We start from the raw sequence: 16151 nt of genomic DNA, 5'->3' as shown, positions 1-16151 counted from the left end.
CATAATGAGTAGCGTAGATATTCTGGTTCCCGACCTGCCTGAGTCCGTAGCTGACGCAACGGTTGCCACCTGGCATAAAAAACCGGGCGATGCGGTTGTTCGTGACGAAGTGCTGGTAGAAATCGAAACTGACAAAGTGGTACTGGAAGTACCGGCTTCAGCGGATGGCATTCTGGACGCAGTGATTGAAGACGAAGGCGCTACCGTGCTTTCTCGTCAGATCCTCGGCCGCCTGCGCGAAGGCAACAGCGCGGGCAAAGAGTCCAGTGCGAAAGCCGATGCTAAAGAGTCGACTCCGGCCCAGCGCCAGCAGGCTTCTCTGGAAGAGCAAAATAACGATGCGCTCAGCCCGGCGATTCGCCGTCTGCTGGCGGAACATAGCCTCGACGCGGCGGCCATTAAAGGCACCGGCGTTGGTGGCCGTCTGACCCGTGAAGACGTTGAGAAACATCTGGCGAGCGTACCGGCGAAAGCTGAAGCGCCAGCCGCACCGGCAGCCGCGGCTCCGGCTGCACAGCTGGGCAACCGCTCTGAAAAACGCGTGCCGATGACCCGTCTGCGCAAACGCGTAGCCGAGCGTTTGCTGGAAGCGAAAAATTCCACCGCCATGCTGACGACCTTCAACGAAGTCAACATGAAGCCGATTATGGATCTGCGCAAGCAGTACGGCGATGCGTTTGAAAAACGTCACGGTATCCGTCTGGGCTTCATGTCCTTCTACGTGAAGGCGGTTGTTGAAGCGCTGAAACGTTACCCGGAAGTGAACGCTTCTATCGACGGCGATGACGTGGTGTACCACAACTATTTCGATGTCAGCATGGCGGTCTCCACGCCGCGCGGCCTGGTAACCCCGGTCCTGCGCGATGTTGACCTGCTGGGCATGGCGGATATCGAGAAGAAAATTAAAGAGCTGGCAGTCAAAGGCCGCGACGGCAAGCTGACCGTTGATGACCTGACCGGCGGTAACTTTACCATTACCAACGGCGGCGTATTCGGTTCTCTGATGTCCACGCCGATTATCAACCCGCCGCAGAGCGCGATTCTGGGGATGCATGCCATAAAAGACCGTCCAATGGCGGTTAATGGTAAGGTAGAGATTCTGCCAATGATGTATCTGGCGCTCTCCTACGACCACCGTCTGATCGACGGGCGTGAATCGGTAGGCTACCTGGTGGCAATTAAAGAGCTGCTGGAAGATCCGACTCGTCTGCTGCTGGACGTGTAGTAGTCCCAATGGCCCGGTGCCCAGGCCCGGGCCAATAAAAACATCATCAGCCTGCAGTTTTGTCGGCTACATGATAACGATTACCTGAAGGATGGACTGAACACATGAACTTACATGAATATCAGGCAAAACAACTCTTTGCCCGCTATGGCTTACCGGCGCCGGTGGGTTATGCCTGTACTACTCCGCGTGAAGCAGAAGAAGCCGCTTCAAAAATCGGCGCGGGTCCGTGGGTAGTGAAATGTCAGGTTCACGCTGGTGGCCGCGGCAAAGCGGGCGGTGTGAAAGTGGTTAACAGCAAAGAAGACATTCGCGCCTTTGCTGAACATTGGCTGGGCAAACGCCTGGTGACCTACCAGACAGATGCCAACGGCCAGCCGGTTAACCAGATCCTGGTTGAAGCGGCGACCGATATCGCTAAAGAACTGTACCTTGGCGCTGTGGTTGACCGTAGCTCCCGTCGCGTGGTCTTTATGGCCTCTACCGAAGGCGGCGTGGAAATCGAAAAAGTGGCGGAAGAGACCCCGCACCTGATCCACAAAATTGCTATTGATCCGCTGGCGGGCCCGATGCCTTACCAGGGCCGTGAGCTGGCGTTTAAACTGGGTCTGGAAGGTAAGCAGGTTCAGCAGTTCACCAAAATCTTTATGGGCCTGGCGACCATTTTCCTTGAGCGTGACCTGGCGCTGATCGAAATCAACCCGCTGGTTATCACTAAGCAGGGCGACCTGATCTGCCTCGACGGCAAACTGGGCGCTGACGGCAACGCGCTGTTCCGCCAGCCTGATCTGCGCGAAATGCGCGACCAGTCTCAGGAAGACCCGCGCGAAGCGCAGGCAGCACAGTGGGAACTGAACTACGTTGCGCTGGACGGTAACATTGGCTGCATGGTTAACGGCGCAGGCCTGGCGATGGGTACCATGGACATCGTTAAGCTGCACGGCGGCGAACCGGCTAACTTCCTTGACGTTGGCGGCGGCGCGACCAAAGAGCGCGTGACCGAAGCGTTCAAAATCATCCTCTCCGATGACAATGTGAAAGCGGTTCTGGTTAACATCTTCGGCGGTATTGTTCGTTGTGACCTGATTGCCGACGGTATCATCGGCGCGGTTGCCGAAGTGGGCGTTAACGTCCCGGTAGTGGTTCGTCTGGAAGGTAACAACGCCGAACTGGGCGCGAAAAAACTGGCTGACAGCGGCCTGAATATTATTGCAGCGAAAAGTCTGACGGATGCAGCTCAGCAGGTTGTTGCCGCAGTGGAGGGGAAATAATGTCCGTTTTAATTAATAAAGATACCAAGGTTATCTGCCAGGGCTTCACCGGTAGCCAGGGGACTTTCCACTCTGAACAAGCGATTGCTTACGGTACCCAAATGGTTGGCGGCGTGACGCCAGGCAAAGGCGGTACTTCTCACCTGGGCCTGCCGGTGTTCAACACCGTGCGTGAAGCGGTAGACGCGACCGGCGCGACTGCATCGGTTATCTACGTTCCGGCACCGTTCTGCAAAGATTCCATCCTGGAAGCGATCGATGCAGGCATCAAACTGATCATCACCATCACCGAAGGTATCCCGACTCTGGATATGCTGACCGTGAAAGTGAAGCTGGATGAAGCCGGTGTGCGCATGATCGGGCCGAACTGTCCGGGCGTTATCACCCCAGGCGAATGCAAAATCGGCATTATGCCGGGTCACATTCACAAGCCGGGTAAAGTGGGCATCGTTTCCCGTTCCGGTACTCTGACTTACGAAGCGGTTAAGCAGACTACCGACTACGGTTTCGGTCAGTCCACCTGCGTGGGCATCGGCGGCGACCCGATCCCGGGCTCTAACTTTATCGATATCCTGAAGCTGTTCCAGGAAGATCCGCAGACCGAAGCGATCGTCATGATCGGTGAGATCGGTGGCAGCGCGGAAGAAGAAGCGGCTGCCTACATCAAAGATCACGTGACCAAACCGGTTGTCGGCTATATCGCCGGTGTGACTGCGCCGAAAGGCAAACGTATGGGTCACGCGGGCGCGATCATCGCGGGTGGCAAAGGGACGGCGGATGAGAAGTTCGCCGCTCTTGAAGCCGCTGGCGTGAAAACCGTTCGCAGCCTGGCCGATATCGGCGAAGCGCTGAAATCAGTCATTAAGTAGTATACCCTAAATAATTCGAGTTGCAGGCAGGCAGGCGGCAAGTGAGCGAATCCCCAGGAGCTTACTCGGGTAAGTGACTGGGGTGAACGAACGCGGCCAACGCACATGCAACTTGAAGTATGACGGGTATAAGTAAAAAAACAGCCCTGACTTTCTGCATAGTCAAGGGCTGGTCCAGTTTCGACATGGTTGGCCATCTGATGATGGCCTTTTTTTTGCCTGTAACTCAGCTTTCCGCCAGCGCCTTTAGCCAGCGAATGCCGCTTTCCGGCGAGGTCATGACCGGCACTGGTGGAGCAGCAGGGAGCTGCTGTAATACCCGCGCCATCGAGGCCTGCGCCAGCATGACCACATCCGCCTGAGTAAACGCGTTCTGTAATCCTTCGCTGACGATACGGTCGTGGGTGTCCATATCGCCTGCCAGCAGCGCATGGAAGGCTTCTTCCATTAATATCGGCGTGATAGTGCGCTGCTGACCGCTTTCCTGGACTTTGCGCTGCACGTAATCCAGCGTCGGCTTCAGCGTGGTAGCGACGGTTGCCAGCACGGCAATACGCTCGCCTTTACTAATGGCCTCTTCGACCATCGCGCAATCAATACGCGCAAGCTGGAGTGGGGTCATAAACTGGCACTGTTCGACCGCGGAGCCAATAGAAGAGCAGGCGGTGATGAAAATATCGCAATCTGCTTTTTCGGCGATGTGCACATAGTCAGCAATGCGGGCGGCAATATTTGGTGTTACGCCGCCGGCCTTCATCACCTGTTTAATCATGGACTCTTCAACCAGGTGCATCACATCGACTTCCGGCATGATGTCGGCAATCAGCTGCTGCATCATGGCGAGGGTGGCGGCGCTGGTGTGTAGCATAGCGACTTTTTTCATTGGGCAATCTCCTTAAGCAAATTTTCCGCGACGGCTATTGCCGCATCATGATCTTCCTGTGCTGACAGGCCACCGACCGCGACGGCTCCCAGGCATTTACCGTCATGCAGAATTGGAACTCCGCCAGGCAGGGCGGTAAAACGCGGGTCGGCAAAATAACCAATATCTAACTGTTCTTTTTGCAGGCGCTGCAAAAACGCCTGGGTGGTGCAGCCTAAGCGGCTGCTGGTGCGCGCTTTGCGCTGGGTCAGCTCGATAGTTAACAGTTTGGCTGTATCCATGCGGGCAAAGCTCAGTAGCTCCCCGCTGGCATCGCACACCGCCACGCTTAGCGGGCGATTTGCGTAACGATTCTCGGCGAGGGTGAGCGCACTCTCCACGGCACGTATTGCTTGCTGTAAGGTCAGAGTAGTCATCATGAATTATCCTTTTGAAAGATGTTCAGAAACGGGCTGATGTGTCTGTTGAGCGGCCGCTGCCTGCGCCTGGCGGGCATCTTTTTTACGCCAGTAGTTGGCGAGCAGCGAGCCGCTGACGTTGCCAAGCGGGGTCATTACCGCCGAAGCAAGGCCGACGGTCGCCAGTTTGCCCATGGCGGCGGCAAGCCCTGATGCCATGCCGCCATTTTGCAGGCCGACTTCAAAGGCCACGGTGCGGGCGGACTGTACATCCATGCGGAAGATCCAGCGGCTCATCAGGTAGCCAATCAGGAAGCCGCCGAGGTTATGCATCAGCATGGCGAAGCAGAGCAGGAAGCCGACCTGTACCAGGTTGTCTCGCCCGGCTGCTGCGGCGGTAGTTGTGAAGAAAATAATCCCGATCATTGAGATGGTAGGCATGATCTTCTTAATGCCCTCGACACGACCGTACAGCCAGTTGTAAAACAGCGCCCAGACGAGGCCGCCTGCGACAAAATTCAGCACCACCGCGTACATTTGCGCTTCGGCGCTGGCAGAACCGAATTGTGCGTCCCAGCCTCCGGCGCTCATATACAGCAGCCACAGAGCGCCAATCCCGGCCAGAATCTGCACGGCTCGACGGCCGCGCACGCCAGCGTAAGTTTTCAGGTAGTCATGTAAAATCGCCGCGCCGATAGGGATGAGCACGATTTTCACCACGTCCATCACCATCGCGGTGAGCTGAATATCGATCATTGAACCGGCCAGCAAATTCACCCATAGCGGCGTCATCACAGTTGCCGCCAGCGTCGAAACTGCGGCGATGGAAACGGCCAGCGCCAGGTTGGCGTTAGCGATATACACCATTACCGTCGAAGAGAGGCCGCTCGGACAGGCGCCAATCAGCAGAATACCCACCGCCACTTCAGGCGGAAAATCAAAGATCAGTGTAATGCTCAGGCCAAGCAGCGGCATGATCACGAAGTGGCAGAAGGTTCCGATAAATACCGCCCACGGCATTTTGGCGACGTCGATAAAATCCTGGATCGTCAACTTAGTACCCATGCTGAACATGGTGGCCTGGATAACCAAAAACACGATCCATTTATGGGTGATATTGAAACCGCCCCAGACGATCAGATCTGTAGACCAGGTCATCGCGGCGACAAAACCGGCGATGATCCACAATGTAAACTGATAGCTGCGTAGTCCGGGCCAGTAACCCGCGCCTGCCGCAAACCCAGCAGTGAACATCACCAGTCCGGGTTGCCAGAGAGCGGGAGATTGCATCAGCGCGCCTATCGCCGCTAGGGCGATACCGGCGATGCTGACGCCGAGCCCGGCTTTATGTATAACGCTCGTCATAGTCATAATGAAATGTCCTTCCTCGTTATTGCTGCCGGGGCGGAATGGCTAACATTTGCCGCGCTATTTCCGGCGTGGCGACTTTTTTATCCATGCTACGAATCAACGTGGCAAGTTTGGCAACCTGCTGGTAATTATGTTCAGCGCGTTCTTCTGCGCTTAAATAATAACTGTCTTCAAAACCGATACGCACTTCGCTGGCACCCATGCCAATTGCAGCAGCAATAATATCGAAGTTCTTTCTGCCGAAATGGGTAACTCCCCATAGCGCATCGCGGGGGATCATACTGCGCAGAGCAATTAAGGCATCAACGGTGGCTGGGGTGCTGCCGCGATGTCCCAGGACGATATTAAATAACATCGGTTGTTTGAATTTAATCTTATCTTGCAGAACGAGGATGTTATTAATCATGCCAATTTCGAAAATTTCAAATTCTGGAATAATATTGCGCGCGGTAATTTGCCGGGAGCAATATTCAACATCCGGACCGGGATTAAAATAGACCATATCGCCGAGGTTGACGGAGCCGACGTTCAGCGAGGCCATTTCCACGCCGGGACAGGTCAGCGGGGCGCAGCGTTCAGCGATGGACATCGCTGAAACACCGCCGGTTGAGGCCTGAATAATCAGGTCTGAGTGGCGCATTACGCAGTCGATGGTCGCCTGAAAATCGCTGGTGTCCGGGGTCAGGCGCCCCTGTTGATCGCGAACGTGCAAATGAACAATGGCCGCGCCATGTTCCACGCTGGCGAGTATTTCCTGCGCCAGTTCTTCGGGTATCACTCTGGGGCAATCCGCAGCCACGGGCGCCAGCGAGATAATAACGGTATCCGACATGTTTTCCTCCGGTACAGAGAGATTAAAATTATAAGTAAGACGTTATCCAGCGTAATGATTCAGGTCCTGATGTTGACGGCTGATATTCACAGCCGAGCCAGTCCTGATAATTCAGTTGTGCAATAAAATCGAAAATCCACTTTTCATTTAATTCTCCCGTTCCTGGTTCATGACGATAAGGAACAGAGGCAATCTGAAAGTGTTTTATCAATGGAAAATAACATTCAATATTTTTTACCACATCGCCGTGAATTTTCTGGCAGTGGTAAATATCAAACTGCAAGCCGATGTTTTTCCGGCCGACCTCGCGAATAATAGATTCGGCCAGCGGGAAGTTATCAATCATATAGCCCGGCATATCATGTGGATTTAATGGCTCAATAAGTACGTCAATTCCCGCTTCCGCCAACACATCACAGGCGCTGCGCAATCTGTCGGTTAGAAGACTGCGCTGAGCGTTGAGGGTAAGATCATCACAGCGCAGACCCGACATCACGTGAACCCGGCGACAGCCTAACGCTGTGGCGTATTCACGGGCCAGATTCAGGCTGTGGCGAAACTCCTCATCGCGGCCCGGTAACGCCGCCAGCCCCCGTTCACCCTGCTGCCAGTGGCCTGCTGGGGCGTTCATTAGCACTACCGGCAGGCTGGTTTGCCCTTGAGCTACCAGCAACGTCTCTAGCGGATGCTGCCAGAGGAACAGCCCCTCCACGCCGCGAAAACCCGCATCTTTTGCCGCCTGAAAGCGTGCTGCTATCGGCAATTCAGTAAACAACCAGTCAAGGTTAGCCGCTAATTTCAGCATGATGTTTCCCCTCCCGGCTATCGACCAGGTGCAGTTTTACCCCCTGATTGGCGATGGCTTGTTGCGCGTCATCCGGCAGCTGATTGTCAGAAATAATATCGGTTAGCTGATCCAGACCGCAGATATGGAACATCCCGTACTTGCCAAATTTACTGCTGTCGCAGACCAGCACCCGGCGGCGGGAAACGGTGAGAACCGCCTCTTTGACCGAGGCTTTGCCTTCGCTGGGGGTCGACATGCCGCGCTCGGTATCCCACGACGATGAACTGAGAAACGCCACATCGATATTAATGGTGCGTAAAAAGCTGGCCGCACTTTTGCCAAGGCTTGAGCGGTTGCGCTGATCCACCAGACCGCCGGTGTGATAGAGGGTGATATGCGGCATGTCCATCAGGTAGTGGCTGATGGAGAAGTCGTTCGTCACCACGGTTAGGTTAAAACAGTGGCTGGCGGCCACCGCTTTCGCCACTTCAAACAGCGAGGTTCCGGCATCCAGATACAGCGTTTGCCCCGGCTCAATCAGCATGGCGGCAAGCTGACCCATTTTGCGCTTCACCTCATGATGCAGCTCCGCCTTTTCCCGCCACGGCAGCTCGGACTTCAGCAGGTTATTGAGCTTCACGCCGCCGTTAATCGAGATAACTTTGCCTTCCTCTTCCAGCAATTGAATGTCGCGGCGCACGGTCATATGCGACACGCTCATCAAGTCCGCCAGCTCATTAAATGAGGCGACGTTTTTTTCATGAACGTAGCGATAGATAAAGTCACGTCGTTGTTCGGGGATCATCATCTCACCTCACGCTCGCCGGGATTGTTCGAGTTCGGCTACCGCTTCTTCTGAAAGCGGTACGTAACCGAGCGGTTTTAAGGTCAACCAGATGCGGGCGCTGTCTTCCAGCTCCTCGGCGTTAAATACCGCTTCGCGCAGTGAGCGACCGCTGACGACCGGGCCGTGGTTGGCCAGCAGTGCCGCCGTGTGGTCAGCGGCGATTTCGCTAAGCGCGCTGGCAATGCCTTCATGTCCAGGTTTGAAGTAGGGCAGCAGCGGCAATTGCCCGACGCGCATCACGTAGTATGGCGTTAATGGCGGCAGGCAGTTTTCCGGTGTTTCACACGGCAGACAAGAGAGTGCGGTCAGCCACGGCGAATGCAGATGAACTACAGCTCCGCAGGAGGGACGGTGGCGATACCATGCCAGATGCATTGGCACCTCTTTCGACGGTTTGTCCCCGCTGAGATGAACGCCGTTGGCATCCAGTTTGCTCAGCGTTGCTGCGTCAAGTTCTCCCAGACAGGAGTTGGTTGGGGTGACCAGATAACCGCCATCCGCGAGCTTAACGCTCAGGTTGCCGGAGCCGCCGCTGCTGTAGCCGCGCATAAATAGAGAGCGACCATAATGGACGAGCTGCTCGCGAAGTTGTTGCTCACTCACCTGGCTCATGATTTGTACTCCTGGGCGGTAAAAAAGAAATCTTCGTCGCCAAAATTGCCTGACTTCAGCGCCAGCGCCAGTTCGGCGGAGAAGACCCATGGAACCCCCGGGGCGATGGTCTTGCCGACGGACAGGCGCGTTACCTGTAGCGCTTCCACGACGGTGCCGGATGTCTCGCCACCAGCAACAATAAAGGTGTTCACGCCTGCGGCCTGGAGCTTCGCGCTCAGCCGGGCAAACGTATGTTCAATCGCCTGGCTGGCGGGCTGCTCGCCATACTCTTGCTGAATGCGTTTTAGCGCATCAGGTGGTTGGGTGGCGTAAATCAGCGGCGCATGCGGGTCGCTGATATGCGACATGGCCCACTGCGATAGCTCATCGGTATAGCGCTCGGCGTCCGACAGGCAGCGTGCTACGTCGAGCAAACGAGAGGTCGCCGCCGTTTTATAGCGATTGACCTGACGGTTGCTCATAGCCGAACAGCTCCCGGAAAAGACCACCGCTTTGACGGGGTGCGGAAAGTCCTGTGGTGGTGATGTCTGCTGAGCACCGGCGTTGGCGGCCAGCGCGCCGCCGAGCCCGGAACCTCCGGCTAACAAGGGGGAGTCGTGTAGCGCCTGGGCTAGCGTGTGGAGATCGGCTTCGTCCAGCGTATCGACAATCACGTGGCGTTTTCCTTCAGCTTTAAGGCTGGCCAGCGCGTGAGTGACTGCTTGCACACCGTTGCGAATGGTATTGAGATCAATATTGCCAACGGCGTTTGGCGTTTGCGCGGACAGCAGGCGTGACAAATTGGCATCGGTCATCGGATTAAGCGGATGCTTTTCCATGCCGGACTCGTTCAACAGTAAACCGTTGACAAACAGATGACCGTGCACCACCGTGCGTCCGTTTTGCGGCAGGGCGGGGCAGTGAACGATAAGCGGGACCTGCATCGCTTCCATCAGAGCATCGCTCACCGGGCCAATATTGCCGCGTGGTGTAGAGTCAAACGTTGAGCAGTATTTGAAATAGACTTGCCTGACGCCTGCGTTTTGTTTTAGCCACCGGGCGCAAGCCAGCGATTGTGCGACGGCCTGCTCAGCGGGCAGAGAGCGGCTTTTCAGCGAGATAACAATGGCATCAACTTCTTCGTTCCACTGCTGCGTAAGGTCGGGCATTCCGGGCAATAGCGCGACTCGCCAGCCCTGTTCTGCCATAAAACTTGCGATATCCGTTGCGCCGGTAAAATCGTCGGCGATAACCCCTGTTGTGACGGCCATGACTCCACTCCGTTCAGATTGTTTACTGATTGAGCATATTATTCAGTAGTCGCTTTCACATTCACATGATGATTCTCACAAACAAGAACATCATGTGAATGTATTAAAAATATGTAATCATTTGAAATGTAATTATTATTTCTTCTTAGGTGACAGAATCATGCTCACAACAATCTGTGAATATTCGTTAAAGTTTGAGAAGGGTTGGGCAGAAGGCATTCCTTGACCTATCAGTGAGCGTTTGCATGAACGTTGGGTTGGTCATGCATTTTGATCATATTCATCTGCGAAAATGAGATTATTTTTTGCGTTTAACGTCATTCTTTTGATGCGCTAAATTCTGCATATTAGCGGCTGACTATCAGGCTACTGGAGAATAATGTGCAGCAAAGAGACAGGGATGATGAACACCGGTTTTTCTCTTCGTTGGCAACGACCTTTTCTCGTGCAACCGGTCTGGTCGCCGTGGTTATTGATACCCGCGGGGAGCGATTGCCTGACCGCTATGCAGGGTTAAATTTCTTTTCACTGCCCCTCATGTGTTTTGAAAAAGTGTGGGGATATATTATTTGTGACCACAGTAAGGCCACCGACGATAGTCATCGATTGGCGGCAGAAAGATTACTTCATTTTATTGTGAATAACGTCACGCCGGTTGAGGGGATAAAAGTGAACGCGAATAAGCAATCTCGCCGAAATTGTGATTTTTATTATGCGCAACGTGCACCGCATGAAATAAAAATGGCCTCTGCCCTACGTTATATTGATGAGCATTTATATGATGAGTTGTCTCTCGAATCGGTGGCGGCTCATGTTTGCCTGAGCGCCAATTACTTTAGTCGCTTTTTTAAAAAGCAGCAGGGGGTGAATTTCAAAGTCTGGGTGAGCCAGAAGAGAATGCAGCGAGCCGGGGAACTGCTTGGCGATCCTGCGTATTCGATAGATGGCGTCGCCCGAAAGCTTCAGTACGCACAAACCAGCTACTTTTGTCGAGTGTTCCGCATGGCGCATCGCACTTCGCCGCAATCATTCCGCCAGCAGTCTCTCTCGGCATCGTCATAACCCATACCGGGGCAGGATAAAGGCAAGACAGATTTTTCCTGAAGCACTCATAATGTGTCCCCGGTCGCTGAAAATTTTAATTTATAGCTGGTAGCTGAAAATTAATTCCCCCCCTCAGGCTGACTTCGATAATAAACAAGTTAACGTGAAAAAATATTGACAACTTATTGACGCTATTTGCGGGTCAGACACCTTGTTTAAATTGTGTTTATTGAGATGCTTGGGTATTATTGGTTATTATTTGATCACTGCTAATATGCATTAATCATGGAATAGATCAATGACATCTGACGGGATAATAAAATATAACACTCGGGGATAACCTGATGTCCTTGCGCGCTTTTTTTATTTTTTAAACAATTTTTGCACGCCGTAAATGGAAGACGTTATGAGAGGAAAAATCCCCAAAACCGAATTGCTGGTGACCTTTGAAGTTGTGGCTCGCCATGAAAGCTATACGCGAGCAGCGGAAGAGTTAGCTTTAACACAAAGCGCCGTGTTCAGACAAGTCACGGCGCTGGAGGATTTCCTCCATACGTCATTATTTAATCATGCGAAAAAAAGGATTTTTTTAAATGCGGCGGGCAAGCATTATTTGACCATCGTTAAGGAAACGCTTAACAAGCTGGAGCGTGATACCAATTCAATTATGACCTGGCAGCCGACGGTGCAGGTTCTTGAACTGGCAGTGAACCCCACCTTTAGCACTCACTGGTTAATCCCTAATCTGCGTGAGTTTAATAAATTAAACCCAGGTATTATCGTCAATATTCATTCGCTGGCTAATATTGGCGATTTTCTCAGCCGTGAGTACGATGCCGCCATCATGCGCGAGGATTTTTGCTCGCCGTGGACGGAGGTTGAGTACTTATTCGAAGAGGAGATCCTACCGGTATGCGGCTGCGGGCTGCTATCGGACCCTGGTCAAAAGCTGGCGGTCGAGGAATTGCTGGGTGAATTTCCGTTGTTGCATCAGAGCACACGAATTCACGGCTGGCAGGAGTGGTTCGCGTTGTCGAATATTACCAGCGCGCAGATTAATATCGGCCCGCGTTTTGACCTGCTATCGATGCTGATTGCGGCGGTGCGTTCGAATCTGGGGGTGGCGCTGTTACCGCGTTTTGCCATTCAGCACGATCTCGATAGCGGCGAGATGGTAATTCCTTGCGATGTGCCGATTCGCACCGGAAACCGTTTTATTATGACGTGGCAGGAAGATAAAGCGGAATCCCGGCATTTACAGGTATTCCGCGACTGGTTATTGCATAAATCGCTGGTGTCGGCCACCTGATGGCACCTCTGGTTTCGTAGGCCGGATAAGGCGTTTACGCCGCCATCCGGCATTGACGTCGCATGATTGCCGGATGGCGACGCGAAGGCGTCTTATCCGGCCTACAGGACCCATAGCTCGGCCAAGCGCAGCGCGAGCCGGGAGAAAAGCGAATCGGATAAAACTACCAATCGATGCCCACTTGTGCCTGAATACCGCTATCAAACGCGTGCTTCACCGGGCGAAGTTCACTCACCGTATCGGCAAGATCCAACAATCGGGCGTGACAGCCGCGTCCGGTGATAATCACGCTCTGCTGTGGCGGGCGATTCACAATTGCGGCAATCACTTCCTCTGTATCCAGATAGTGATAAGCCAGCATATAGGTGAGTTCATCCAGCACCACCAGATCGTAGTGCGGGTCGGCCAGCATACGCTTACTCTCCTGCCATACCGCTGTTGCCGCCTGAATATCGGCCTCTCGGTTTTGCGTTTCCCAGGTAAAGCCGGTGCCCATGATGTGAAATTCCACGCCCAGCGGATGCAGCGTGTTGTATTCACCGTTATCCCACTGGCCTTTAATAAACTGCGCGACGCCGACGATTTTGCCGTGCCCGACGGCGCGCGTCGCGGTACCAAAGGCGGCGGTGGATTTGCCTTTGCCGTTTCCGGTGAAAACGATCAGAACGCCTTTTTTCTCCGTCGCCGCCGCCACGCGGGTATCAACCTGCTCTTTTAGCTTCTGCTGGCGCAGGCGGTGACGGTCGGTATTTCCTCGCGCTTGCATATTGGCTCCTTAATGTCCGGCCGGACAGGTTGCGCAGCGATGCTGCTGCTCAAACTGGCTGAAGAAGTTATTCCCTTTGTCATCCACCAGCACAAAGGCGGGCAGGTTTTCGACTTCCATCATCCACACCGCTTCCATCCCCAGCTCGGGATACTCAAGGCAGTGCAGGCTCTTGATATACTGCTGTGTCAGCAGGGCCGCCGCACCGCCAATGCTGCCGAGGTTAAATCCCCGATGTTTTTGGCAGGCGTCGGTCACCTGCTGGCTGCGATTGCCTTTGGAAAGCATGATCAGGCTGCCGCCCGCCGCCTGGAAGGCATCGACATAACCGTCCATGCGTCCGCCGGTGGTTGGCCCCATTGAGCCGCAGGCCTGATTGTCCGGGGTTTTCGCCGGGCCTGCGTAATAGACGATATGGTTTTTCATGTATTCCGGCATCGACTCGCCGTTATCCAGACGTTCTTTGATCTTGGCATGGGCGATATCGCGGGCAACGACAATTGGCCCACTCAGCGACAATCGGGTACCGACCGGCAGGGTGGACATGTCGCGCAGGATCTCATGCAGCGGTCGGTTCAGGTTAAGCTGTACGGTTTGACCGCTGTTTTCCACGCGGCAGGATTCGGGAATAAATTTACCCGGGTTATGTTCCAGTTTCTCCAGCCAGATGCCGTGCTTGTTGATTTTCGCTTTGATATTACGGTCGGCGGAGCAGGAGAGGGCCATGGCGATCGGACAGGAGCCGCCGTGACGCGGCAGGCGAATGACGCGAATATCGTGGGCGAAGTATTTACCGCCAAACTGCGCACCGATGCCGAATTCGCGGCTGGCGTTGAGCAAGGTGGTTTCCATCGCGGTATCACGAAACGCCTGGCCCAGTTCATTCCCTTCGGTGGGCAGGTTATCGTAGTATTTCGTTGATGCCAGCTTTGCCACCTTCAGCGCCTGATCGGCGGAGAGGCCACCTACAACAAAAGCGATGTGATACGGCGGACAGGCGGCGGTGCCCAGCGATTTCATTTTTTCGGTCAGGAAAGCGGTGAGTTTCTCCGGCTGTAGAATCGATTTGGTTTCCTGAAATAGCGCCGCTTTATTGGCCGAACCACCGCCTTTATTGACGAACAGGAAGCGATATTCACTACCTTGCGTAGCGCTGATGTCGATCTGCGCGGGCAGGTTGGTATGGGTATTCACTTCGGTGTACATATCCAGCGGCGCGTTTTGCGAGTAGCGAAGATTGTTTTCCTGAAACGTGGTGTAGATGCCCTTACTTAAAGCTTCGGCATCGTCGCAACCGGTCCAGACGTTCTGGCCTTTACTCGCCACAATGGTTGCGGTGCCGGTGTCCTGGCAGTTTGGTAGCACGCCTTTGGCTGAGACTTCGGCATTGCGTAGCAGCTGGAGAGCGACGTACTTATCGTTACTGCTGGCCTGCGGGTCGCGCAAAATGCTGGCAATCTGTTTTAAATGCCCGCTACGCAGGAAAAATGAAGCCTCATAAAACGCCTGCTGAGATAACAGAGTTAACGCCTCCGGAGCGACTTTGATGACTTCTTCCCCATCTAACTCCGTCACCGTAACGTGTTGACTGCTCAGTAATTCATACTCTGTATTATCTTTGCTTTGAACAAAGAGTTCCTGCCAGACAAAGGGTTTAGACATTTTACGTCTCACTATTTTGCTAAAAAGAGATTGGCCTGGGTCGCATGGGCGACATATTCGATGGTCTGCTGGGCGCGAACGCTGTTACCGGCTTCATCCAGCGGGGGAGAGTAGACTGCAATGGCGTATTGTCCTGGCACCACGGCAACCATTCCGCCGCCAACGCCGGATTTCGCCGGGATACCCACGGTGTACAGCCACTTGCCGCTGCCGTCGTACAGCCCGGCAATCGCCATTTCCGCCAGCACCTGCGGGACATAGCTTTCATTTAGCAACTGTTTGCCGTTGAAGGGGGATTGGCCTTTGTTGGCGAGTACGGCCCCCATTTTGGCGAGTTGTTCAACGGTGATATCCACCGAGCACTGGCGGGTATAAATTTCGACGGCTTCCTGGGTATCGCCATAGAAGCTGTTATAAGAGTTCATCAGCATCGCCAGCGCCTGGTTATGCTGGTTAGTTTCCATTTCGGATTTGAATACCGGCTCGTTAACGGTGAGTGAGGCATCGGCCCAGGCGTTGAGATTGTTGAGGATTTTGTTCCAGCGATCGGTTTTGTCTTGTGCTTTAATCAGACTGACGGTGCTCATGGCTCCTGCATTGACTAACGGGTTCTCCGGGGCCCCTTTGGTTAATTCCACCGCTAAGCCGGAGTTGAAGGGCAGGCCGGTGGCATTGGCACCGAGTTTATCTAAAACTTCCTGCGGCCCGCGCTGCTCCATCGCCAGTGCCAGCGTGAAAACCTTGCTCAGGGACTCCATCGGAAACGCTTTTTTTACGTCGCCGACCTGATAAATTTTGCCGTCGACCGTGGCAAGGGTGATGGCGAAATTGTCAGGACTGTAGGTCGCCAGGGCAGGGATGTAGTCGGCGACTTTACCGTCGTGGTTACTTTTATATTTCTGGTGCGCCTGTTCGATAATATTGGCGTAATCCGGCGTGTTCTGCGCCAGTGTCGTGGCGCTAAACAGTAAGCTGGCAGTTAAGATGCACGTGCTGAGAAACTTTACATTCATGGTGCAACC

At 54.0% G+C, this 16151-nt stretch carries 16 protein-coding genes; 5 read left to right on the top strand and 11 right to left on the bottom strand.

Annotation, left to right across the window (positions count from 1 at the left end; genetic code table 11):
• Nucleotides 1-4: 4 nt before the first annotated feature.
• The 3 genes from odhB (at nt 5) to sucD (ending at nt 3365) form a co-directional block, all read left to right on the top strand.
• The gene (gene odhB / locus DA718_RS19715) at nt 5-1225 is read left to right on the top strand and encodes a 2-oxoglutarate dehydrogenase complex dihydrolipoyllysine-residue succinyltransferase (RefSeq protein WP_112214475.1); all 1221 of its coding nucleotides are present in this window, start codon (nt 5-7) and stop codon (nt 1223-1225) included.
• Nucleotides 1226-1329: 104 nt separating this feature from the next.
• A complete protein-coding gene (sucC, locus tag DA718_RS19710) occupies nt 1330-2496 on the top strand; it encodes an ADP-forming succinate--CoA ligase subunit beta (RefSeq protein ID WP_110277305.1) in 1167 nt (388 codons plus the stop codon).
• On the top strand, nt 2496-3365 hold the full coding sequence (gene sucD, locus DA718_RS19705; protein ID WP_110277304.1) for a succinate--CoA ligase subunit alpha: 870 nt from the start codon (nt 2496-2498) through the stop codon (nt 3363-3365). Before sucC ends, sucD begins: the two co-directional genes overlap by 1 nt.
• Nucleotides 3366-3591: 226 nt before the next feature.
• Here the strand turns inward: sucD and DA718_RS19700 are convergent, their stop codons facing one another.
• Genes DA718_RS19700 through otnK form a run of 8 tightly spaced genes read right to left on the bottom strand, consistent with a single transcriptional unit; the run spans nt 3592 to nt 10348 of the window.
• A complete protein-coding gene (locus tag DA718_RS19700; RefSeq protein ID WP_112214474.1) occupies nt 3592-4248 on the bottom strand; it encodes an aspartate/glutamate racemase family protein in 657 nt (218 codons plus the stop codon).
• The gene (locus DA718_RS19695) at nt 4245-4664 is read right to left on the bottom strand and encodes a GlcG/HbpS family heme-binding protein (protein WP_112214586.1); all 420 of its coding nucleotides are present in this window, start codon (nt 4662-4664) and stop codon (nt 4245-4247) included. The genes DA718_RS19700 and DA718_RS19695 overlap by 4 nt, the downstream gene beginning before the upstream one ends.
• A 6-nt stretch (nt 4665-4670) precedes the next feature.
• Nucleotides 4671-6017 (bottom strand): bile acid:sodium symporter family protein, encoded by a 1347-nt coding sequence (locus tag DA718_RS19690; RefSeq protein WP_112214473.1) that lies wholly within the window; start codon nt 6015-6017, stop codon nt 4671-4673.
• Between the two features lie 19 nt (nt 6018-6036).
• Nucleotides 6037-6849: a beta-keto acid cleavage family enzyme gene (locus DA718_RS19685; RefSeq protein WP_112214472.1), complete on the bottom strand. Its 813-nt coding sequence runs from the start codon at nt 6847-6849 to the stop codon at nt 6037-6039.
• A 28-nt stretch (nt 6850-6877) separates the two neighbouring features.
• Nucleotides 6878-7654, bottom strand: a complete 777-nt coding sequence (locus tag DA718_RS19680) for a hydroxypyruvate isomerase family protein (protein WP_112214471.1) — start codon at nt 7652-7654, stop codon at nt 6878-6880.
• A complete protein-coding gene (locus DA718_RS19675; protein ID WP_181421913.1) occupies nt 7635-8444 on the bottom strand; it encodes a DeoR/GlpR family DNA-binding transcription regulator in 810 nt (269 codons plus the stop codon). Before DA718_RS19675 ends, DA718_RS19680 begins: the two co-directional genes overlap by 20 nt.
• A 6-nt stretch (nt 8445-8450) precedes the next feature.
• The gene (otnC, locus tag DA718_RS19670; RefSeq protein WP_112214470.1) at nt 8451-9095 is read right to left on the bottom strand and encodes a 3-oxo-tetronate 4-phosphate decarboxylase; all 645 of its coding nucleotides are present in this window, start codon (nt 9093-9095) and stop codon (nt 8451-8453) included.
• Entirely contained in the window at nt 9092-10348 is a 1257-nt protein-coding gene (gene otnK / locus DA718_RS19665) for a 3-oxo-tetronate kinase (protein WP_112214469.1), read from the bottom strand. The genes otnC and otnK overlap by 4 nt, the downstream gene beginning before the upstream one ends.
• Before the next feature lie 381 nt (nt 10349-10729).
• On the opposite strand from otnK, the gene DA718_RS19660 reads away from it, so the two are divergent.
• Nucleotides 10730-11410, top strand: coding sequence for a helix-turn-helix transcriptional regulator (locus DA718_RS19660; RefSeq protein ID WP_112214468.1), 681 nt, complete (start codon nt 10730-10732; stop codon nt 11408-11410).
• A 388-nt stretch (nt 11411-11798) separates the two neighbouring features.
• Entirely contained in the window at nt 11799-12701 is a 903-nt protein-coding gene (locus DA718_RS19655) for a LysR family transcriptional regulator (protein WP_110277294.1), read from the top strand.
• Nucleotides 12702-12864: 163 nt separating this feature from the next.
• Here DA718_RS19655 and cobO read toward each other — a convergent pair whose 3' ends face one another.
• Genes cobO through glsA form a run of 3 tightly spaced genes read right to left on the bottom strand, consistent with a single transcriptional unit; the run spans nt 12865 to nt 16142 of the window.
• The gene (gene cobO, locus DA718_RS19650) at nt 12865-13467 is read right to left on the bottom strand and encodes a cob(I)yrinic acid a,c-diamide adenosyltransferase (protein ID WP_112214467.1); all 603 of its coding nucleotides are present in this window, start codon (nt 13465-13467) and stop codon (nt 12865-12867) included.
• A gap of 9 nt (nt 13468-13476) precedes the next feature.
• Nucleotides 13477-15129, bottom strand: coding sequence for a class I fumarate hydratase (locus DA718_RS19645; RefSeq protein WP_112214466.1), 1653 nt, complete (start codon nt 15127-15129; stop codon nt 13477-13479).
• Between the two features lie 11 nt (nt 15130-15140).
• A complete protein-coding gene (glsA, locus tag DA718_RS19640; RefSeq protein WP_112214465.1) occupies nt 15141-16142 on the bottom strand; it encodes a glutaminase A in 1002 nt (333 codons plus the stop codon).
• Nucleotides 16143-16151 lie beyond the last annotated feature (9 nt).

This window comes from Klebsiella huaxiensis (genome assembly GCF_003261575.2).
GTDB classification, from domain to species: domain Bacteria; phylum Pseudomonadota; class Gammaproteobacteria; order Enterobacterales; family Enterobacteriaceae; genus Klebsiella; species Klebsiella huaxiensis.
The sequence above is the reverse complement of the archived record's forward strand: the minus strand, read 5'-3'. Positions and strand labels throughout refer to the sequence as shown.